Source organism: Paraburkholderia sp. SOS3, from assembly GCF_001922345.1.
GTDB lineage: Bacteria > Pseudomonadota > Gammaproteobacteria > Burkholderiales > Burkholderiaceae > Paraburkholderia.
Genome location: NZ_CP018812.1, coordinates 827241 through 846791, shown reverse-complemented (window position 1 = coordinate 846791; position 19551 = coordinate 827241). Strand labels below are relative to the sequence as shown.

At 62.8% G+C, this 19551-nt stretch carries 17 protein-coding genes; 4 read left to right on the top strand and 13 right to left on the bottom strand.

All coding sequences use genetic code 11. From position 1 onward, the window contains the following. Window positions 1-6 precede the first annotated feature (6 nt). The 3 genes from BTO02_RS23785 to BTO02_RS23775 form a co-directional block, all read right to left on the bottom strand. Window positions 7-1641, bottom strand: coding sequence for a sensor histidine kinase (locus BTO02_RS23785; protein WP_075159669.1), 1635 nt, complete (start codon window positions 1639-1641; stop codon window positions 7-9). A gap of 74 nt (window positions 1642-1715) precedes the next feature. Next, window positions 1716-2153, bottom strand: a complete 438-nt coding sequence (locus BTO02_RS23780) for a response regulator (RefSeq protein ID WP_075159668.1) — start codon at window positions 2151-2153, stop codon at window positions 1716-1718. Between the two features lie 9 nt (window positions 2154-2162). Next, the gene (locus tag BTO02_RS23775; RefSeq protein ID WP_075159667.1) at window positions 2163-4535 is read right to left on the bottom strand and encodes an ATP-binding protein; all 2373 of its coding nucleotides are present in this window, start codon (window positions 4533-4535) and stop codon (window positions 2163-2165) included. A gap of 292 nt (window positions 4536-4827) precedes the next feature. Between BTO02_RS23775 and BTO02_RS23770 the strand changes: the two genes are divergently transcribed. From BTO02_RS23770 to BTO02_RS23755, 4 genes are all read left to right on the top strand, one after another. Further along, window positions 4828-6276, top strand: a complete 1449-nt coding sequence (locus BTO02_RS23770) for an RAD55 family ATPase (RefSeq protein ID WP_075159666.1) — start codon at window positions 4828-4830, stop codon at window positions 6274-6276. Window positions 6277-6291: 15 nt separating this feature from the next. Further along, on the top strand, window positions 6292-6687 hold the full coding sequence (locus BTO02_RS23765) for a response regulator (RefSeq protein WP_075159665.1): 396 nt from the start codon (window positions 6292-6294) through the stop codon (window positions 6685-6687). Window positions 6688-6766: 79 nt separating this feature from the next. After that, window positions 6767-7126, top strand: coding sequence for a response regulator transcription factor (locus tag BTO02_RS23760; RefSeq protein WP_075159664.1), 360 nt, complete (start codon window positions 6767-6769; stop codon window positions 7124-7126). 58 nt (window positions 7127-7184) lie between these two features. Further along, entirely contained in the window at window positions 7185-8852 is a 1668-nt protein-coding gene (locus tag BTO02_RS23755; RefSeq protein ID WP_232243649.1) for a PAS domain-containing sensor histidine kinase, read from the top strand. A gap of 170 nt (window positions 8853-9022) precedes the next feature. Here BTO02_RS23755 and BTO02_RS23750 read toward each other — a convergent pair whose 3' ends face one another. The 10 genes from BTO02_RS23750 to BTO02_RS23705 all read right to left on the bottom strand — a co-directional run bounded on the left by BTO02_RS23750 (window position 9023) and on the right by BTO02_RS23705 (window position 19471). Continuing rightward, window positions 9023-10363 carry an SLC13 family permease gene (locus BTO02_RS23750; protein ID WP_075159663.1) on the bottom strand — a complete coding sequence of 447 codons (1341 nt, stop codon included), beginning with the start codon at window positions 10361-10363 and terminating at the stop codon, window positions 9023-9025. A gap of 17 nt (window positions 10364-10380) precedes the next feature. Next, the gene (locus BTO02_RS23745; RefSeq protein WP_075159662.1) at window positions 10381-11418 is read right to left on the bottom strand and encodes an amino acid ABC transporter substrate-binding protein; all 1038 of its coding nucleotides are present in this window, start codon (window positions 11416-11418) and stop codon (window positions 10381-10383) included. 68 nt (window positions 11419-11486) lie between these two features. Further along, window positions 11487-12248, bottom strand: a complete 762-nt coding sequence (locus BTO02_RS23740; protein WP_075159661.1) for a bestrophin-like domain — start codon at window positions 12246-12248, stop codon at window positions 11487-11489. A gap of 132 nt (window positions 12249-12380) precedes the next feature. Beyond that, window positions 12381-13298 (bottom strand): hypothetical protein, encoded by a 918-nt coding sequence (locus tag BTO02_RS23735; RefSeq protein WP_075161311.1) that lies wholly within the window; start codon window positions 13296-13298, stop codon window positions 12381-12383. 11 nt (window positions 13299-13309) lie between these two features. After that, the gene (locus tag BTO02_RS23730; protein WP_075159660.1) at window positions 13310-14185 is read right to left on the bottom strand and encodes a DUF2092 domain-containing protein; all 876 of its coding nucleotides are present in this window, start codon (window positions 14183-14185) and stop codon (window positions 13310-13312) included. Window positions 14186-14231: 46 nt separating this feature from the next. Further along, window positions 14232-14531 (bottom strand): hypothetical protein, encoded by a 300-nt coding sequence (locus tag BTO02_RS23725; protein ID WP_075159659.1) that lies wholly within the window; start codon window positions 14529-14531, stop codon window positions 14232-14234. A 184-nt stretch (window positions 14532-14715) separates the two neighbouring features. Beyond that, the gene (locus tag BTO02_RS23720) at window positions 14716-16170 is read right to left on the bottom strand and encodes a DUF2252 domain-containing protein (RefSeq protein WP_232243647.1); all 1455 of its coding nucleotides are present in this window, start codon (window positions 16168-16170) and stop codon (window positions 14716-14718) included. Between the two features lie 37 nt (window positions 16171-16207). After that, window positions 16208-17938: a SulP family inorganic anion transporter gene (locus BTO02_RS23715; protein ID WP_075159658.1), complete on the bottom strand. Its 1731-nt coding sequence runs from the start codon at window positions 17936-17938 to the stop codon at window positions 16208-16210. Continuing rightward, on the bottom strand, window positions 17935-18738 hold the full coding sequence (locus tag BTO02_RS23710) for an NAD(P)-binding protein (RefSeq protein ID WP_198039312.1): 804 nt from the start codon (window positions 18736-18738) through the stop codon (window positions 17935-17937). Before BTO02_RS23710 ends, BTO02_RS23715 begins: the two co-directional genes overlap by 4 nt. A 76-nt stretch (window positions 18739-18814) precedes the next feature. Further along, a complete protein-coding gene (locus BTO02_RS23705) occupies window positions 18815-19471 on the bottom strand; it encodes a DUF3313 domain-containing protein (protein WP_232243646.1) in 657 nt (218 codons plus the stop codon). Window positions 19472-19551 lie beyond the last annotated feature (80 nt).

Sequence of the window (19551 nt, the reverse complement as noted above, 5' to 3'; positions counted from 1 at the left end):
TTCGCCCTAGCCGTAAAGCGGCAGCGAAACGCGGAATGTCGAGCCATGGCCGCGGCCGGCGCTCTCGGCAACGATCGTTCCATTATGAAGTTCGACGAGATGCCTGACGAGCCACAATCCAAGCCCGAGACCCGCCACGCGACCGCTGCCCGTCGTGCGCACCTGTTCGAAGCGCTCGAAGATCTTGTCCAGCGCATCCGCTTCGATACCGCAGCCGGTATCGCGAACCGTCAGTTCCGCGCGGCCATCGCTTCGCGTCACCGAGACTTCGATCGACCCTGACGAACAGAACTTCACCGCATTCGACAGCAGGTTCCAGGCGACCTGCTTGAGGCGGCTCTCGTCCGCCAGCACCTCGCATGGCGAGAGGTCCTGGACGATGAGCTTGAGGCCTTTGCTTTCGGCGTTCATGCGCATGTCTTCGGCGACGATGCCGGCGAGCGAGCCGAGGTCGACCGGCCGCAATTCGACCGACAGCTTGCCGGTCGCGATTGCGCCGCTGTCGAGCAGATCGTCGACCATATGCGCGAGCTGCCGCGCGTTGCGCTCGATCACGCTGCTCGCGCGCGCGACATGCGACATGTCGCCGGCGCGCTGCAGCAGCGTACACCATGAAAGAATCGCACCGAGCGGCGAACGCAGCTCATGGCTGACCGCGCTCACGAAATGGTCCATCGCGCGCGCCATCTGTTCGCTCTCCACGCGCGCGCGTTTTTCCGATTGCGCGATCGCACGCTGCTCGAGTTCGGCTTCCTTGCGCGGCGTGATGTCGAGTGTGCAGCCGAATACCGCGCGCAAGCCGCCATCCGCGAGATATCGCCCGGCACCGCGCACGAGCGCCCAATGCGTCGAACCGTCGGGCCACACGGTACGGAAGTCCGTTTCGAAGTGCTCGCGGCGCCGCAGCGCGCGAACCACGATCGCTTGCACACGGGCGCGGTCCGATTTGTCGATCACTTCATTGAACAGCTGTTTGATCGGGAGACTTTCGCCGAACGGTAAACCAAGGCAGGCACGGCATTCGTCGCTGCATTCGACGCGTCCCGCTTTCGGGTCGAATTCCCACGAACCGATCCGCGCGAACGTCAGCGCGAACGTGAGCTGCTCCTTGTTTTCGTGCAGCAAAGCGTTGGCTTCTTCAACCAGCAACTGGCGCAGGCGCGCTTGCGAGCGCAGCTTCGCGCGTTCCCGCTGGCTACGCTCCGACACTTCGACGCTGGCGGTCACGTCGTTGATGCGCAGCGCGATCAGCGGCTCGGCGCTTGCGCCGCGCTCCAGGCGCGCAGCCGCGATGCGCCAGAACCGGACTTCGAACGCATCGGCCGATGACGCACCGGGTGCCGGCGAGTCGTAACGCAGAATCGACGATTCGCGCATTTCGCCTGGCGCAAGACCGGTCAGCGTACTGCGCAGCCACGCCCGGCGCGCCTCGCGCTGTTCGGTCTCGCCGTGCTGATTGATGTCGTAGACAGAGCGGCCCCGAACCTCCGCCAGCGAGGTGCGCAGCAATTGCAGATACGCCGTGTTCGCGGACACGACCTCCGCTCGCTCGTCGAGAATGAGCCACGCATCGGGAAGCAGATCGAAAAACGAGGCAGCGTCGATACCGGCGACGACGTGGCCTCGAGTCAGTTCATCCATAGAGCCCGCGTTCGAAGAAAACGTCCGGTGATGGCAGGGGACGCGCCCGCTACGGTTTCGCGCATCGCCCGCATTCAGCTCGTGTAGGGCGGCGGTTCGTTCAGCACGGCCCAGAACATGCCGAGGTCGTTGATGGCTGCCATGAAGTCGTCGAATTCCACGGGCTTCACCACGTATGCGTTGACGCCGAGATCGTAGCTGCGCAGCAGATCTTTTTCCTCGCGCGACGAGGTCAACATGACCACCGGTATTCTCTTTAACCGGTCGTCGGCGCGCACGGCCTTCAGCACTTCGTGGCCATCTACCTTGGGCAGCTTCTTGTCGAGCAGGATCACGGCGGGATTATCGTCCGATCTCGTCGCATACTGACCTTCGCGGCGCAGGAAGTCTAGCGCTTCCGCGCCGTCGCGCACCGAAACGACCGGATTCGCGATCCGGCTTTTTTCCAGCGCGATCATCGTGAGTTCAATGTCGTTCGGATTGTCTTCGACTAGCAGGATGGGTCTTAGCACGGCCTTCCCCTATTTGGAATCTTTTGGTACTGGATTGAACGGTTGCCCTTGCGACAACGCGGCAAGGCGCGCCACGGCCTGCGCAGCGGTTTCTTCGTCTTCGACGCGTTGCAGGTTGAAACCGCGCGGCAAAGAGAAATAGACGGTCGCGCCACGGTCGGTCTCGCCTTCTGCCCAGGACTTGCCGCCATGCCGCTCGACAATGCGCCTGACCGTCGCAAGTCCGATGCCGGTGCCTTCGAAATCTTCGAAGCGATGCAGCCGTTGAAACACGCCGAACAGCTTGTCGACGTAGCGCATATCGAAACCGACGCCATTGTCGCGGATGAAAATCACGTCTTGTCCGGACGGATCGTCTTGCGTCCCGGGCGCTTGCAGGCCGATTTCGATAACGGCGACATCGTCGGGGGCAGTGTGATTGCGCGTGAATTTTACTGCGTTGTTGATCAGGTTCCTCAGCACGACATTCATCAGCACCGGGTCGGCCACCACCTGGCAAAGCGGATCGACCTTCCATTCGATGTTGCGTCCGGGGTTTTCCTTCTGCTCCTCTGCGATCAGTGCGTCGACCAGCTTGCGCAGTTCGATCGGCTGCGGGCGCAGCGCGGAGCGGCCCGTTTGCGAGAACGCGAGCAGATCGTCGACGAGCCGGCCGCCAAACCGCGCAGCGCTCATGATGCGTTCGACGAAATGGCGACTGCGCTCCGAGAGCCGGTCGCCTTCCATTTGCGAGAGCAGGTCCGCGAAGCCGACGATATGGCGCAGCGGCGCACGCAGATCGTGTGACACCGTATAGGAGAAGCCTTCGAGTTCCTGATTCGCGCGCCCGAGCTGCATCGCCAGTTGCGCGAGTTCTTCGGCACGGCGCAGCACGATGCCGAGCATCGCCGTGCGAAACTCCATGGCGATTTCGAGTTCCGCGTGACGCCACGGCCGCGAGCGTCCGCGTACCGTTTCGGTCCACGTATCAAAGCTTTTGCGCGGCGACAGCGATGCGGACAGCCCGCTCAGCTTCGTGTACGGGTCGCCCGCCCATTCGACGGTGCGCACGAGTTCGGCGCGAAACCAGATCACGTAATTGCGGAAAAGTCTGGAGATGGACAGCACGAGAATGCCGGCATTGTCCGGATCGACGGGCGCGCCCCGGGCCGACGCGAGATCGTCGGTTGAGAAAATGTCGTCGGTCTTCGTATCGAGCCACGTCACGAGATCGTTGACCGTTTGCGCCGACGGCGTCCTGCCGATCAGCACGGTACGCCCGTCGAATACCACTGCCGCACCCGTCGCATCGGTCAGACCGAGCAGCCCGGTTTGCTCGTCGGCGAGCGCCTCGACGAAGTTATCGGTGTTCGCCAGCGCGGCGAGCAGCGTAGACAAACGCCTGCGCAATTCGAGCCGATGTTCGGCTTCGGCGCGGTCTTCTTTGGCCTCGATCTGCAAAGAAAGCACTTCGGCGACGTGCTCGCACGCGGTGCGCACTTCGAACGGCGGTACGCGCGCCGTGTCGTGATGACATGAAATCAGACCCCACAGCTTGCCGCGCACGACGATCGACATCGACATCGAAGACCATGTGCCCATGTTTTTCATGTACTGAACGTGAACGGGCGACACGCTGCGCAACGACGCATAGGTAAGGTCGGTCGGTTTGCAGGTTTGCGGATGCACAGCGGGCACGAGGCGCGCGGACGTGTAGTCCGCGTCGGCGATCAGGCGAATACGGTTGCGCACGTAAAGCGCGCGCGCCTGTTCGGGAATGTCGGACGCCGGAAAGCGCTGGCCCAGATACGACGGATAGCCGGCTTCGAGCGATTCGGCCAGCACCTGCCCATGACCGTCCGCATCGAAGCTGTACACCATCGTGCGACCGTAACCGGTAATGCGCTGGATTTCCTGCACGGCAAGCCGCGACAGGTCCTCGACGTTGTGGACGTTCTGCAGGCTATTGATAAACGTCCGCACGAGCGGATACATCGACGAGAACACGTCGACGGTGCCGCGTGCCGGTTCGAGTTCGACGATCGCTACGCCGTCGTAGCGATGCACGATGATCGCAAGCGCGGAGCGCGGTGCGTCGGGCCGGCTGCGCGGATCTTCGATCGAACCGACGTAAAGCGGCACGCCTTCTTTCTGTAGCGATTCGAGCGACGCCATGACGCGCGGCGCGGCCGCGCCGAGCACGTCGGCGAGCGGCATGCCGAGCACCGCCTCGAGTGGCCTCCCTGCAAATTGCGCGACGTTCTCGCTGGCCTGGACGATCGCCCCGTGCGTATCCACGCTGAGCAGAAATCCGTGTGGCTGGATGCCGCCGGGGATATGGATCGGCTCTTTCGCGCAATTGGCGGCGAGGTCGTCGGCGATGGCAGTGGTCGCGATGGTCATGCGGGCTCCCTACGGATCGGCAGCCATTTTCGCATGGTAATGCGACGCAACGCGCGGGCATTTCCCTCGCGACACACACGCGCCGGGCGTGAGCAAGCCGCGTTCCCGGGCAGCCCGCGTGCCGATCGAAAAATGCGTAAGAGCCGTGATTTACAAACGGTCCGCGCCGCTTATTAAAGTAAACTACCCGTTTCGTGAGCAACCGGCGGCGCGCAAGGCCCCGGGCGTCGCGCCGGTAAGGCACGCGCGCCCTGCCAGCCGGTACGAACCTTCCTTTTTACGGATTCAGGCAATGGACAAGACGCTTGCGCGGCTAAGCAGCGACGTTCCCGGACTTGACGAGATTACCGGCGGCGGCCTCATCGCCGGCTCGTCTTACATCGTTCAGGGACGGCCCGGAGCGGGCAAGACGATCCTTGCGAACCAGATCGCGTTCGCGCAGGCGCGGCAGGGATGTAAAGTGCTCTATGTCACGCTGCTCGCCGAGTCTCACGACCGTCTGTTCCAGTCGCTGTCCACGCTCGACTTCTACGACGCCACGCGCGTCGGCAAGGATCTGACCTACATCAGCCTGTTTCGCACGCTGCGCGAAGAAGGCCTTGCCGCGCTGGTCAGCACGCTGCGCGGCGAACTCGCGCGTCAGAATGCGAGCATCCTGATTCTCGACGGGCTGCTCAACGCGCGCGAAAGCGGCCAGAGCAATCTCGACGTCAAGACCTTCGTCGCCGAGCTGCAAGGCCATGCTGCCTTCACCGGCTGCACCGTGCTGTTCCTGACGAGCGCGCGCATCGACGAATCGAGCCCCGAACATACGATGGTCGATGGGGTGCTGCAGCTCGAGGAAAACCTCGTTGCGTCGCGCACCGTGCGCCATATCCGTGTCGCCAAATCGCGCGGCAGCCGCTCGCTCGGCGGCCTGCACCTGTTCGAAATCAGCAATCGCGGTATCGACGTCTATCCGCGCCTCGAAGCGGCGCTCGCCAATCCGTCGAACGCCGACCGGGCCAACGCGGCGCGCATCGGCACCGGCATGCACGGCCTCGACGAGCGGCTCGGCGGCGGTATCCCGGCCAGTTCGGTGTCGGTAGTGGTCGGGCCCGCCGGCAGCGGAAAGACCACCTTCGGCCTCGGCTTCCTGCGGCTTGCCACGCCAAAGCGCCCCGCGGTTCACTTCGGCTTCTACGAGACGCCTGAGCGCCTGTGCGCCAAGGCGCTCGCGCTCGGCATCGATCTGGAGGCGCTCGTGGAATCGAAAGCGCTAACCATGCTGTGGCGCCCGCTCACGGAAAACCTGCTCGACAAGCTGGCCTACGATCTGCTCAAGGCGGTGCGCGAGACGAAAGCCGAGCGGCTTTTCATCGACGGGCTGACGGGTTTCGAGCGCGCGACGGTCGAGCCGCACCGTATCGTCGAATTTTTCGCGGCGCTCACCAACGAATTGCGTTCGATGGGCGTGACTACCGTGTGCACGTGGGAGGTCAAGGAGCTGTCCGGCCCGTGGGTGACCAATCCGTCGCCCGAAATTCTGAGCCTGCTCGATAACATCGTCGGCATGCAGCACGTGGTAGTGGACGGCGTTCTGCAACGCAGCGTGACGGTGATGAAGGTGCGGGACAGCCAGTTCGAGTCGTCGGTCGCGCAGGTGGAGTTCGCCGACACCGGCGTCGGTTTGCGCGTAACCGGAATCTTGCCGGTCTCGGGCACGGGCGCGCTGCCTGGCCGCATGCCTGCCGATCAATAAGCGTGGATCGAGCGCATGACAAACCTGGTTGTCGTCGACGATGAGTCGCTGGTCACGGATTTCCTGACCTTCCTGCTGGAAGGCGAGGGATACGCGATCCATGCCGCTTCGAACGGCAAGGAGGCGCTCGACGTCGTCGACCGGGTGCGTCCCGCGCTGGTCGTCACCGACCTCATGATGCCCGTCATGTCAGGCCTGGCATTTGCAAGAACCCTGCGGGAACGCGCCGCGTTCCGGCAATTGCCCATCATCCTGTGCACAGCCGCACCGGATCCGGTCACGCCACACGAGGCTCATCTGTTCGCGGCGATACTGCGCAAACCGTACGCGCCGGCCCGGCTCGTCGAGCTGGTCGCACTGCATGCGGCCCGCGCGCCGGATGGCGAGGCCACTACCGGCGAGCCGGCGTGAGTACGGGCTGCGCGCGCTGCCATTTTGTCGTTGTCGGGCCTGTTCCCGTCGAGATCAATGCATCGGCTTCGAGTACTTCATGACGCGCGTACTTCTTGTGGATGACGAACCGGAAATGCTCGAAGCGTGGAGTTTCGCGCTCGAGTTCGCCGGTTACGACGTCGACCTCGCGCGAAACGGGCATCAGGCGCTCGAGGCGATCGGCACACGGCGGCCCGATCTCGTCATTACCGATCTGATGATGCCCGGCATGGGCGGTGAAGACCTGTGCCGCGCACTGCGCGAATCACGCGAATGGTCCGATATCCCGGTCCTGCTGCACTCGTCGGCACATATCGGCGCGACGACGGCCTCGCCGCGCCTGTGGGACGCCGTGCTCAGAAAGCCGGCGCAAATGGCCGCATTGCTGGCAACGATTGAAAAACTGACCCGAAGGTAAACCGAACCATGCACCCCACTTTGCCGCGCAAGGTCCGACGTACTCAGCTGGTGCCGTGATGGACCAGCCGATGCGCTTCGCACCGGCCGGCAGCGCCGCGGCGCTCGACCATGCCGCGCTGTTCGAACATCTGATCGACCCGTATGTGGTGCTCGACAGCGAGCTGGCTATCGTCGCCACCAACGCGGCGTGGCGTGCGCTATTTGCCGTTGGCCATGCGACGGACTCCGAGGGCGCCACCGGGCAGGCGCGGGGAACGTCGGGCGTGCCGGAAAGCCGCGCGCCGCTGCGGCACGAGCAACTGATCAGAACGCTTGCCGGCACGATGCGCAGCAACCGCACGCGCCTGTCGCCCGTATTCCGCATGGACGTTGTCGAAGCATCGGCGCATGTGGCGATGCGGCCACGCTACTGGCAAATGCATGCGTCGTTTATCCCCGCCACGTCGAGCGCACCCGCGCTGATCGCGCTGCGCGTCGACGACGTCACCGCGCGCAATCTTGCCGTCGACGATGAGCGGCGCGAGAAGGCGCGCTTTCGTTCTCACGCGCGGCTGCGGCAAATTCTTCATCGCGAAACCGAAGAGCGGCTCGACGATCGCGTGAACCACTTCGAACAGGCGTGCGCGTTCGCGGGCCTCGGCACCTGGCAGATCGACGCGGCCACGGGCGCCTTCGTGTGCAGCGAGCGGTGCTTGCAGGACCTGAACGCAGGCGAACCCGGCGACCTCGTGAAAGAACAGTTGCTCGGCGACAGCACGGAACACGTGTCTGCCAACTGGGCCGCGCTCGAAAGCGGCGAGGCGTTTGAGTTCGAGCGCTGCGTGACGCCTTCTGACGCGTACCGTTCGGGTCAACGCTGGGTGCTCGTGCGCGGGATGGGCCGATTCAACGCGGATGGCACGCTGCGCTATGTGATGGGCTTTACGCTGAACATCACGTCGCGCAAACAGCACGAATTGCAGTTGGGCGCGCTTGCCGACGCCGAACGGGCGGCGCGCGAGCGCAGCGAGGCACTGGCGCGCACCATGGACCACTTTATCGCGGCCGTGAGCCATGAACTGCGCTCGCCGCTCAACGCGATCGTTTCCTGGGCCGAACTGCTCGGGCTCGTTGCCGACCCGGCGCACGCGTCCCGCGCAGGAGAGGCGATCCGCCGCAACGGCAGACAGCTCTCGTTGATGGTGGACGATCTGCTCGACAGCGGTGCGATTGCGACAGGCAAACTGTCGGTGAATCTGCAGCCCGTCGATCTCGGCGTGCTGGCCGCCGTCATCGCGCAGGACATGCGCAAGCCGGCCGAGCACAAAGGTATCGAATTGCGCGCCTCGGCTATTTCGCCGTGCATCGTGATGGCCGACGAAAGCCGCATGAAGCAGGTGGTCTGGAACATCTTGACCAATGCTGTCAAGTTTACCGATAGCGGCAGCGTCGAGGTATCGGTGTCCGAGGTCGACGGATACGCGCAGATGAGCGTGCGCGATACTGGCCGCGGCATTTCGGCGGACGCGCTGCCGCTCGTGTTCGAGCGTTTCCAGCAGATCGCGCCGCGCGAGAGCGGCCGCGTGGGCGGGCTTGGGCTCGGACTTTGGCTCGCGAGGCATATCGTCGGCTTGCATGGCGGCACGCTCGCCGTCGCGAGCGACGGCCCCGATCGCGGCGCCTGTTTTACCGTGCGGCTGCCGCTCGCCTCCGGTTCCGGCGACCGAGACGGAGCGGTCGACTGACGCGACGGGGGGTGAAATGTTTCTGGTCGAAAGATTGCAAGTCCGCGGCCAGCGCGATGCTGGCCGTCAGTAACAACGTGGCGTGCGAATCGCGATTGGGAGCGAAAGCGCGGCTACCCGGAGCGCGCGCTGGACGAAGCGAACCGGCTCGCCGACGCTTGAATCCGAATTTAGCGCATGAAATAGGGAAGCACGAGCACGTAGACCGCGGACGCGGCAAGCTGCGCGGTCGTCACAGGCAATCCGTAGCGGAGAAATCGGGAAAATGTAACGGGCTTGCCTTCGCGCGCGCAGATTCCCGCTGTCACGATATTTGCCGAAGAGCCGACAAGTGTGGCATTACCGCCGAGCGTCGCGCCGAACATCATGCCGATGAACACGGGAAGCGTGCTCGCAGGCCACGATGAGAACTGGTCCGAAAGCGCGATATCGGGCACAACCTCTGCCACGACCAGGTAGCCCTTTACCGTGATAATCGACGCCGCGGCAACGGGAACATTAGCAAGCAGCGACGAAAGCGCGCCAATCCCGAAGACCATCGCCAGCGCAACGAGAGACAACTGGGCACCGAAAAGCTCGTGGAGCCGCACCGACATGATTTGAAGCAGACCCGTTTTCACCATCGCCTGCACCACGCAAAAAATGCAGGCGAGGAAAAGCAGCGTTTTCCAGTCGACGTCGCGCAGCACGCTTTCTGTCGGCTCGATTTTGGCCATGTACCCGACGAGCAGCGCCAGCGCGCTCGCAATAAGTGCGACCGCGGGCGGCATGATGCGAGTAGGCAGGTTTTCGCCGAACACGAACAGCACCATCATTGCCGCCAGTACGGCGAGCGAAAGAGCGGCGTACACGGGCCTCGTGAGTCGAGCACGGCGCCCGGAAGCGGGCAAGGTCCGCCGAACGCGCCAGATGTCCCGCATCAGAAAAGGCAGCAACGGCGGCACTACGACCAGCGCAAGGAGCGCTCCGGCGCTCACGTGCTTCAGATACTCCACGAACGTCATGCCGATCGAACTGCCGACGAGGAATGTGGCCGGATCGCCAACCAGCGTCAGCAGCCCGGCCGCATTGCTGATCATCGCGCTCAGTATCAGCGGCGAGACGATGTCCACCTCGAGTGCTGTCGCAACGCGAATGACGATGGGTGCCAGAAGAATCACCGTCGTAGCGTTCGGCAGGAACGCGCACAGCGGCGCCACGATGGCAATCAAGATCAGCAGGAAGCGTCTGCCGCTGCCGCCGGTCGCCCGTAAGTAAAGATCGCCTATGAGATCGAAAAGACCGGTCGTCGACAGAATCCGCGCGACTACCATGCCTCCGAACAGCAGGCTGATAGGGCCGGCCGCCGTTCGCGCCGCCGCGGCGAGATCCTGCTCGTCGAGGATGTCGAGCGCAATGAGCGCGCACATGCCGACGAGCGCCGCCACCGCCATGTCGACCACATTGAACGCGATCGCGAGAATGACCGCTGAAAATACTCCTACGACCAGATAGACCTGTATTTCGCTCATGCCATGCCCCGCACGATTCAACGAAGGGGAGGCGCATACATCAGGCCGCCGCGGGTCCACAAACCGTTCATCCCGCGCTCGAGACCGAGAGGACTGTTAGCGCCGACGTTCCGATCGAATAGTTCTCCGTAGTTGCCCGCACTTTGCAGCGCCCGCAAGGTCCATCCCGGCTCGACGCCGATCGCCCGCGTAACCGTATCGTCCGGTACGAGTGCCTGTTCGACGGTTGGATCGCGTAGCCGTGTCTGCAGGTTTTCGCGCGTCACATCCAGCTCTTCGGCTGCGATCAACGTCAGAAGCACCCACCGCACGAGAGTTAGCCATGCATCGTCGTTGCCTCGCACCGCAGGTCCAAGCGGCTCCTTCGAGATGCGCTCGGGGAGAATCGTAAAGGCTGCCGCCCCGCCCGGTGCGTGCAGGCGAAGTGCATCGAGGTAAGACGCGTCAGCCGTGTACGCGGTGCACCGGCCGCTCAGAAACGCATCGCTTGCGTCGTCCGCGGACTCCATCACGAGCGGTGTCATACGCAGGTCGAGCGCTGTCGAATAAACGACCAGATGGTTCATGGTGGACGTGTCTTTCTGTACGCAGACGGTGGCCCCCTTGAGCGACGTAGCCGACCGTAGTCCGCTGTTTGCCGGGACTATGAACGCCTGGCTGTCGTAGAAAATGACGCCCGCGAACTGAACCTTGAGGGCCGCCTCTCGAAGCAATGTCCAGGACGTATTGCGGGAGAGTACGTCGATGTCGCCCGTCACGAGAGCGGGAAATCGCGCCGCCGTCCTGAGGGAAACGAACTGTACCTTGCGCGCGTCGCCAAGCGCGGCGGCCGCCAATGCGCGGCAGAAATCGACGTCGATGCCGGTCCATTGTCCGGCGGCATTCCGGGAAGAGAAACCTTCGATTCCCTCGCTCACGCCGCAGCGCAGAACGCCGCGTGCGCGCACACTGATCAGCGTTTTTCCGTCCGTGGGCTGCGCGGCAGGAGCCAGGCCCGTGAACGCGAGCAATACGACCAGCAGCGCCACGCCGAGGAGTTCCGCTTTTTCCGTCATGACTTCGGTCCCTCCTCCAGCAGCATGTCAAACGGATCAGCATCTTTCCTAACGGGTCAGCCCGGTCGCTAACGTCCAAGAACGGCAAGCGCTTCGCGCATTGGCGAGAGCGATACCGTCACCATTCCATCGAGCGGCGTATTCATTTCCAGTATCAGGAAGATCGCAACGGACGTCGACAACGCGCCCAGAAACAATGCGATGATGACCGTCGCATTCGCGGGCGTGAACAGGCCGAACGCGCCGAAGATTATGCATAGCCACAGCACGAGGGCGATCAGGAGCGCCGCGGGGGTCGAGCCCGCCGCCTGCAGCAGGCCGAGCTCGCGCACGGCTAGCACATCGTCGGCCATCTCGATCGCGCGTGCCTGCAACCGCCGCTGAACGTCGTTCTGCGGTGAAAGATTCTCGATCTGGCGCACGAGAGATTCCACGCGCTCAATGGCTTCTGGACTGTGCAGATTTTCGAGCTGCGCCGGATTGCGTGAGGCCATCTGCTGGACTGCCGCGGCGACGGCCTGCTTCAACCCGCCGCGGATCCCCTGCGTCTGCGGTCCGTAACGTGCAAGCACACGATCGAGCAGAATCACGCTGGCGGCGTCGCGGATCACGCTGGCATTCACCATGTCGAATGAGTTCTTCGCCGACGAAATGAGCAGGCCCAGCACCAGCGCAGCCATGGTGGCGATCAGGCCGGTGGCCAGCTTGACGACGCCAATCGGGTCTTCGCCAAGATGGTTCTTCGGCAGCAATGTGCGCAAACGCAAACCCAACAGCGCACTGCAGAAGACACCGGCGAAAATGATCAAGGCAATGCTCAGATGGCGCATTGTTCAGTTCTCCATTACGCTGAGTCAGCGGCGCATCGAATAACGAGCTTCACGCGATTGCGGTGTTGCACAAGCCGTCGCCATGCCTCTTTGCCCCGGTGCACGCCCATGCACGCGTGCGCGCAAGCGCCCTCAGGGTGCGCTTACCACGCGATAGTAGACGCCGTTCGCACCGTAAGAGGGCTTGAACCAGGTATTGCCACACAAGTAGTAGGTGCCGCCCTGCACCGTTGGCGCGACGCAACCGGCGGGCAGCGTCGCGTAGATCGCGCCCATCGCATAGCTCGCGCTGACGGGCGCGGGAGCGGGTGCGGCGGCGGTCGCGCCGGCCGTGTAACCGGCGTTATAGGCATTTGCCGTGGCTGCTTGCGCGTTGGCCGATGCGACCGATGCGCCGGCCACTGCACCAACCGCCGCACCAGCGGCGGCGGCTCCGGCAGCAGACCAGCCACCGCAGTTGTAGCAGCCGGCCCCATAGACGTTTACCGTCGTCGGCGGATGATAGGCGGCGTAGGTCGCTCCGTAATACGTGCTGTGGTAAGCGGTTGCGCCCGATGCGCTCGTGTAAGTGGTATATCCCGATCCCGTGGCATGCGTCGCCGTCGCGCCATACGCGTTGGTGGCGGTCGTACCCTGGCCATACGTATGGGTCGCCGTAGCGCCGTACGAGTTGCTGTAAGTGGTCTGCCCGGACCCAGCGGTATGCGTGGCGGTCCCGCCAGCGGCATTCGTGGCCGTGGTGCCCTGGCCATACGTATGTGTCGCACTTCCGCCGTATTTATTGCTGAACGTCGTCTGACCGGAACCTTCCGTGTGGGTGGCCGTATCGCCATAGCGGTTCGTTGCGCTTGTGCCTTGCCCATACGTGCGAGTCTCGCTGCCGCCCATCGCGTTGGTGCGCGTCGTCGATCCCGAACCGGCTGCATGAGAAGTCATTCCACCGGCGGCGTTCTCGCGTGACCAGCCGCCTGCGTGTTCCCAGGCAGGAGCGGTGCCGGAAGCGAACGCGAGAATCAGGAGAGCGGCGACGTGGCTCGCATCTGTCTTCATGATGGGCTTCCTCATTGAGGCCGTGAGCGCTGGGACTTCGGCGGCGGTTGCATAGCGTGCGCCCCCGCAGCATCGGGTCGCTCGAAGGCAATGCGTGCCGCGCCGGACGTGCCGGCGGGCGCGAAGGCCTCCGCTGATAGGGGCGGGGCCAGCACCCAGTCCGACAGGGCGAGCACGTGGCGCAGCCGGGCGGGGTCGTTCAGATAGACGGCGTAAATACGACGCGGAAGTTTGTCCTGTGTGCCGATCCAGACCTGCACGAACACATCGCCGCTCACATACGCGACCATGTCCGTCGTCGTGTCTCCGACCACGCTCGACTGGCCGATGTAGAACGCGGTATTTAGCCCGTCTGCGATGTCCTTGTACGGGTCCGCGACGATCACATCGGTAAACGGGAAATAAACGGCACCGATCTCGTAGGCTTTCTGAAGCGCCGCTTCGAGCGTGGGTGGTGCGTCGGCAACCGCGATCAGCTTCTGCGCGGGGTCGACGGCCGTGATGGTCTTGCCGTCGTAGTAGAACTCCGAGCGTGGCCCGTCGCCGAGCGTGATCACCCGGAGCTTGTCGGGCCGTTGCATCACCACTTCCGACCTTGTCGAGTAAATCAGCGGAGGCCCGAGACGGCTAGGGCTCTCGTATGAGACCGTTGCGGTGAAAGTCATCGACCTCGCTGCGGCGAGCCGCTCGCTTGACGACTTGAGAATGTCGACCGCGCGTGATTCGATGCCTGGCTGATAGTCGAGCAACACGGGCGTCTGTGTGCTTCTGGCGCGAGACTTCGATCCCTCGCGGCCAGAAGGCGCCTGCTGCGCAACACCGTTCGCGCTGATGCACGCAGCCAGCGCGATCGACACCAACCGACAGGTTCGTCTGGAAGGGATCATGGCCGCCTCGTTGAGTAAACCTTGTGTTGAACGTATTGCGAGGTATTCACGGAATCATGCCGCACTCGAACATCTTGTTCACGACTGGCGCCGCAACCCTGTTAATGAATTCGGCGCGCATCTCCGGATCGCTGCGCATCGCCTGAATCACTTTCTGTTCACCCGGCGACGGCGCCAGGCCTTTTTTGGCGGCGCGCTCTTGCCACAACTGCTCGCAACTCGATTGCTGATATTTTTGGACCACACGGCCCGCCGCAGCATCGAGCATCGGGTATTGCTGTGCATTGACGATGTTCGCGAATAGCAGAGCAGCCGTGATTGCAAACTTGATGATGTGCTTACTCATGATGTGTCCTCGTTCGATCGTGTGGCAGATGTCGAAACAAAGTCCCACGTCAGGACTCGGCGCTTGTTGCCGCGCATGGTACTTAAGTTATGCTGACGGTCTGCCAGCCGCTTGACGTATGTCAACGAGTTCGGCCGACGGCGCAACGTATCGGAGACCGGAAGACCGTTGCATCCCCACAGTGCTATTCGCGCATGGCATGTATGCGTCCGTTCTTGATCGCGAATTTCAGCACCTGCCAGTCGCGCTCGTTACGGTCGGCATAGGCCATGGCGAACCGTGTGATGCTTTCGTCAAACGCTTCAGACGATCCCACGTATCCCGCTATCACAGCCGGATCGCCCGCTTTGGCCATTGCATGTGCGAGCGCTTGCCCGCAAAGAGCGGCATATTCGCTCAGGTCCCGCTCATCGAAGACCGAGACGTCGAAAGCGCCCTTCATATCGCGTAGCTGTCGGACATAAAAATCGATGCCATTGACCTGTGACGTCGCCCAACCAAGGAAGATGTCGCTCGCCGATTGCAGCAGACGCTGCCCCGTCGCTACGCGTTGTCCATGATTTGCATAGCGGCTTGGCGGAAGATAGCGCTCGAGCACCGAGGCGCGAGCCTCCTTGATCTGCAGAAACAGCGGATACTTTTCGTCTGCCATGAACAGCGCAAGCCAACAGCGCGTACCGACCGATCCAACTCCGACGACCCGTATCGCCACATCCACGAGTTCGAAACGATCGAACAGCGCCCGCCGCTCGTCAGGCAACGTGTCACGGAAATCGGCGATGAAGTGGCGAACTGTGGCTTCGAACAGCTCGGCTTCCCGGGGGTTCGAAATCGGATAGTGATAAACGAGTGGAGCCTCGTCCCTGATGCGCAGATGCCCGGCGATCATTGTCGTCGCATGCACCATCTCCGTATGCGACGTACGATTGCGGGCGCGCGTGACGACGGCACGTTCCATCCTTCTCTCTTTCGAGGTGTCGGCGGTTGCGAGCATGCTGTCCGCGGTGAGCTGGTGGTACCAGACATCGAGCACGTCCATTTCGCTGAACATATTGACATGTTGACGAAACGTCGATGCACAACGCCGCACCACCTCTCGCTGGACCGCGGTACTGAATCCACGTTCCCGCGCGGCAACGACGAACGATGTCGCAAGCCGGCGCACATCCCATTCGAATGGACCTGGCAGCGTCTCGTCGAAATCGTTCGGTCCGAAAAGCACGCGGCGCTCCGGGCTCGCAAAGAGACCGAAGTTCGCGAGATGTGCGTCGCCGGTTAGCTGCACGAAAATATCGCTACGTGGCAAGCGGGCGAGATCGAATGCCATCGGTGCTGCGGCGCCGCGATAAAAGCCGAACGGACTCGCAACCATGCGTCCGTATCGTATCGGTATCAACTCGGCGAGCCGTCCTTCGTTGGACGCTTCCAGCAAAGCGACGACGTCGCGCTCCGGAATCTCGCAATGCGCGAGACTGGATCGGGGAAATCTGCCACGCGCTGCTTTTCCGGCATGGATCCGCGCCGCGCGCGGTCCGCGTCCATGAAAAAGTGGCTGCGGACGTGACTCTATCTGTCCCAAGGCGCATGCCGTTTCGTTGGCTGCCCACTCGCTGCCCGGTTGAACGTTGATTGCCGCCACGTCGTTTCTCTCCTGGCCGCGCCGCTCGAAGTTCGTGCTACGGATTCGTAGCCGGAGCCGACGTCGGAACCGGGGCAGCGACATCGCGCAGTGCATCGATCGCGGCATCGACCGTCGGGTAGATCGGACCTGCGCTGGCCACGTCTCCGAGTAACCGGTAACGCTCGAGTTCATGACTGACGCCTTCCGGAATCGCGATCGAGACAATACCGACGCCGCGTCGTGACAACTCCTCTCGCAACTGCAACAGCGTCTTACCGGCGCTATAGTCGATGTTGCTGATCTGCGAAGCGTCGACGACGATCCAGCGTGGCGCGGGTTGCGTTTGCTCGACGAGCTTCAGGATCTCATCCATGAAGCGTCCGGCGTTTGCATAGAAGAGATCCGCTTCGAAGCGATAGACAATGATCCCCGGTGCGGCGAGCAGATTCGGCCCCACCGCATGAGGAATCCAGTGGCCCGTATCGCTGCGCGTGAGCACGCGGGTGCGCAACCGATAGCTATGGCGCGTGTTGTCGATGATCGACAGAAGAACGGCCACGATGATGCCGTGCATCACGTCGGCGAACACCACGACGCCAGCGGTGATCAGGGCGACAACGAACTCGTCGCGCTGCACGCGAAACAGTTCCGCCATGCCTTTCACGTCGATCAGTTTCAGACCGATCATGAACACGATTGCCGACAGCACCGCGGTGGGCAAATAACTCAATGGCCTCGTCAGAAAAAGCAGGACGAGCAGCACGATAACCGCTGTCGTCAGGTGGGCGATCTGGGTACGCCCGCCCGCGTCGTCCACCATTTCGGTCTTGGTCGGGCTGCCGTTCACGACGAACGTTCCGGTGAACGCAGCCGCCGCGTTTGCAACCGCGAGTCCGACGATGTCGAGGTTGTCGTCGCTGCGCTCGTTGTAGCGGTTGGCATAAGCACGCGCGGTCGCGGCGCTCTGCGCGATGATGACGATGAAGCACGACGCCGCCGTCGCGAGCACCTGATTCAGGTTGGCAAGGCGGATGGGCGGGATCGTCAGGGACGGTATGCCGCCCGGCACCTCGCCGATCACACCGATTCCATGCCTCGCGAAACCAATGAAGGCGCTTGCCGCGATTGCGCCGATCACCGCGATCAGCGCACCTGGCGCGCGCGGCGAGAGACGCTTGCATCCGACGATGATCGCAAGCACCGCAACGGAGAGTCCCGCCGTCCCGAAGCTTGCGCTGTCGAGCCGGTGAAACACCGAAGCCAGTTGCATCACCGGACCATGACCTTGCTTCTCCAGCCCGATCAACCCTGCCACTTCACCGGCCGCGACCTGAATTCCCACGCCGCTCAAAAATCCGATCAAGGCGCTGCGCGACAGAAAATCAGCGAGGAAACCGAGCCGGAAGATCCGCGCCAGCACGAGCATGGCCGCAACGGCGAGCGCGACGGTGCCGGTCAATTCGACGTATTCGCTGCTGCCAGGCACCGCAACGCTCACGAGCATGCCCGCGAGAATGGCAGCGGTGGCGGAGTCGGCGGCGACGACAAGATGCTTCGAAGCGCCGAAGAACGCAAAGGCGACGAGAGGCAGCAGGATCGTATAAAGACCCGTCACGGCGGGCGTGCCCGCGATCTTGGTATAGCCCATGACTTCCGGAATGCCGAGCGCCGCGAGCGTAACGCCCGCGACGACGTCGCGCGGCAACTGCATGCGCGAGAAGGGGAAAACACCCCGCAGCACAGGAATCCGGCGGGTGGACGATTCGCTCGGGGTCAACGCCTTCATGATGATGCGGTCTCCGCGTGTACGGCGAGCCTGTCGATCAGTGCGTCCGCAAGAATGTCGTCGCCGATCACTACCGCGGCCGCGCCGGCGTTTTCCAGCAGGGTCTTTCTCAGATCGTTTTCGCCTGGCGCGACGATCGGCAGCGCCCGGTTCGCGGCATTTACCAGCAGCGTAACGGCCAGATTCGCGTCGCTATCGGGGGTCGTCACGACCAGCGCCTTTGCACTGTCCAGCCGTGCGCGCCGAAGCGCGTCGTCGAATGTCTCGGGCGCGCTCAGGATGACCATATGACCATTTTCGGCGGCCAGATCGGCAAGCGCGGAATCGCCAACGAGCACCAATACCGTTTCGCCTGCGCGCTTTAGCTTCGTCGCAGTGCGCTGCCCGAGCGAGCGATACCCTACTACGACGACATGGTTCGCGAGGCTTTCGAATTTACGCTCCATTGCGCGGTTCTCCCTGTACACCATCACATCGTCTCCGGACAGGATGCCAGTCAGTCTCGATATCGCGTATGCCGCGACCAGCATCGTCACGAACATTGCCGCGAGCATGAATATCTTCTGGCGCTCGTCGAAGTCGGAAAAATCGCCGAGTGTCGTGGTCAGATTGACAGCGTCCCACATGGCGGTGAAGAGGCGCTTGCCGAAAGGCGCGTTCGAATCGTCCAGCAACACGAGCCCGGTCGTGGATACAGCGAGCGACAGGAAAAGCAGGGCGACGGCGTGACGCGCCCGTCGCCGCCATTCGCGCACTCGAACCGCGCCGAGGCGCGGCTCGTTCACACGATAGATCCACATAGACGCTACCGTCCGTTTCGCATGTGTTTGCTGACGGCACCGCTGATGGCACCGATGCCCGATCGCTCCTCTGCAGTCACAGAGGCTTGACGTACTGGGAAACCGTCTTCGAGACCGAGTCGCACCATTCGTCCATGATTGGCTTGACCGATTCGAATGTGATGACCGGCTGATTCGATGCGACCCGCTGCAAGCGTTCGCCGGTATGCGTACGCACCACCTTCGACAGTACTTCCCCGGAAACGCTGTCCGTGCCCAACGCCTCGACGAGAAGCTTCGCCTGCTGCGGCGCGCCGGCGACGGTATCGACCGCCATCGTGGCGACGAAGGCCATCGGCAAAATCTGATACGGCTTCAACCCTTCCGCCGAGCTGGCTACCCCCGTAATGGCGACCTGAAGCTTGACAACGCCTGGCGCAGGCGCATTGACGACCCGCACTCTCGACCCTATGGACTGCCTGAGGCAAGTGGTGGCATAGCTGCGCACCTGATCGATCGTCGCCTGCGTCAGCTGTTCCGTCGGCTCGGCTTTCGGGTACATCGAGACGGGTTCGACTATTACGGCGCTGTAGTTTGTCGGGTTCAGCTTCGGGCTCATATATCGCAGGAAAGTCTGGCCATTCGGGTCCGTGGTTTGCTGCAGATTTGAATAGTCGCCCAGGAAGCCCGAATACTCCGATTGAGTCGGCGTGTTGTTGGTACTGGCACAGCCAGCTATTAACATCGCCGCCATCGCAATCGAAGCCGCTCCTGAAAAATTAGTCGTTCGCATCGTTACACCCTTTGCTTAACAGTCCGTGGGGATTGTGCTCT

Coding starts and splice junctions, on each gene's coding strand:
- BTO02_RS23750 (WP_075159663.1), bottom strand. CDS start 10,363: ATGAGCGAAATACAGGTCTATCTGGTCGTAGGAGTATTTTCAGCGGTC.
- BTO02_RS23725 (WP_075159659.1), bottom strand. CDS start 14,531: ATGAGTAAGCACATCATCAAGTTTGCAATCACGGCTGCTCTGCTATTC.
- BTO02_RS23705 (WP_232243646.1), bottom strand. CDS start 19,471: ATGGCGGCGATGTTAATAGCTGGCTGTGCCAGTACCAACAACACGCCG.
- BTO02_RS23710 (WP_198039312.1), bottom strand. CDS start 18,738: ATGTGGATCTATCGTGTGAACGAGCCGCGCCTCGGCGCGGTTCGAGTG.
- BTO02_RS23760 (WP_075159664.1), top strand. CDS start 6,767: ATGACGCGCGTACTTCTTGTGGATGACGAACCGGAAATGCTCGAAGCG.
- BTO02_RS23745 (WP_075159662.1), bottom strand. CDS start 11,418: ATGACGGAAAAAGCGGAACTCCTCGGCGTGGCGCTGCTGGTCGTATTG.
- BTO02_RS23715 (WP_075159658.1), bottom strand. CDS start 17,938: ATGAAGGCGTTGACCCCGAGCGAATCGTCCACCCGCCGGATTCCTGTG.
- BTO02_RS23740 (WP_075159661.1), bottom strand. CDS start 12,248: ATGCGCCATCTGAGCATTGCCTTGATCATTTTCGCCGGTGTCTTCTGC.
- BTO02_RS23775 (WP_075159667.1), bottom strand. CDS start 4,535: ATGACCATCGCGACCACTGCCATCGCCGACGACCTCGCCGCCAATTGC.
- BTO02_RS23765 (WP_075159665.1), top strand. CDS start 6,292: ATGACAAACCTGGTTGTCGTCGACGATGAGTCGCTGGTCACGGATTTC.
- BTO02_RS23770 (WP_075159666.1), top strand. CDS start 4,828: ATGGACAAGACGCTTGCGCGGCTAAGCAGCGACGTTCCCGGACTTGAC.
- BTO02_RS23735 (WP_075161311.1), bottom strand. CDS start 13,298: ATGAAGACAGATGCGAGCCACGTCGCCGCTCTCCTGATTCTCGCGTTC.
- BTO02_RS23730 (WP_075159660.1), bottom strand. CDS start 14,185: ATGATCCCTTCCAGACGAACCTGTCGGTTGGTGTCGATCGCGCTGGCT.
- BTO02_RS23755 (WP_232243649.1), top strand. CDS start 7,185: ATGGACCAGCCGATGCGCTTCGCACCGGCCGGCAGCGCCGCGGCGCTC.
- BTO02_RS23785 (WP_075159669.1), bottom strand. CDS start 1,641: ATGGATGAACTGACTCGAGGCCACGTCGTCGCCGGTATCGACGCTGCC.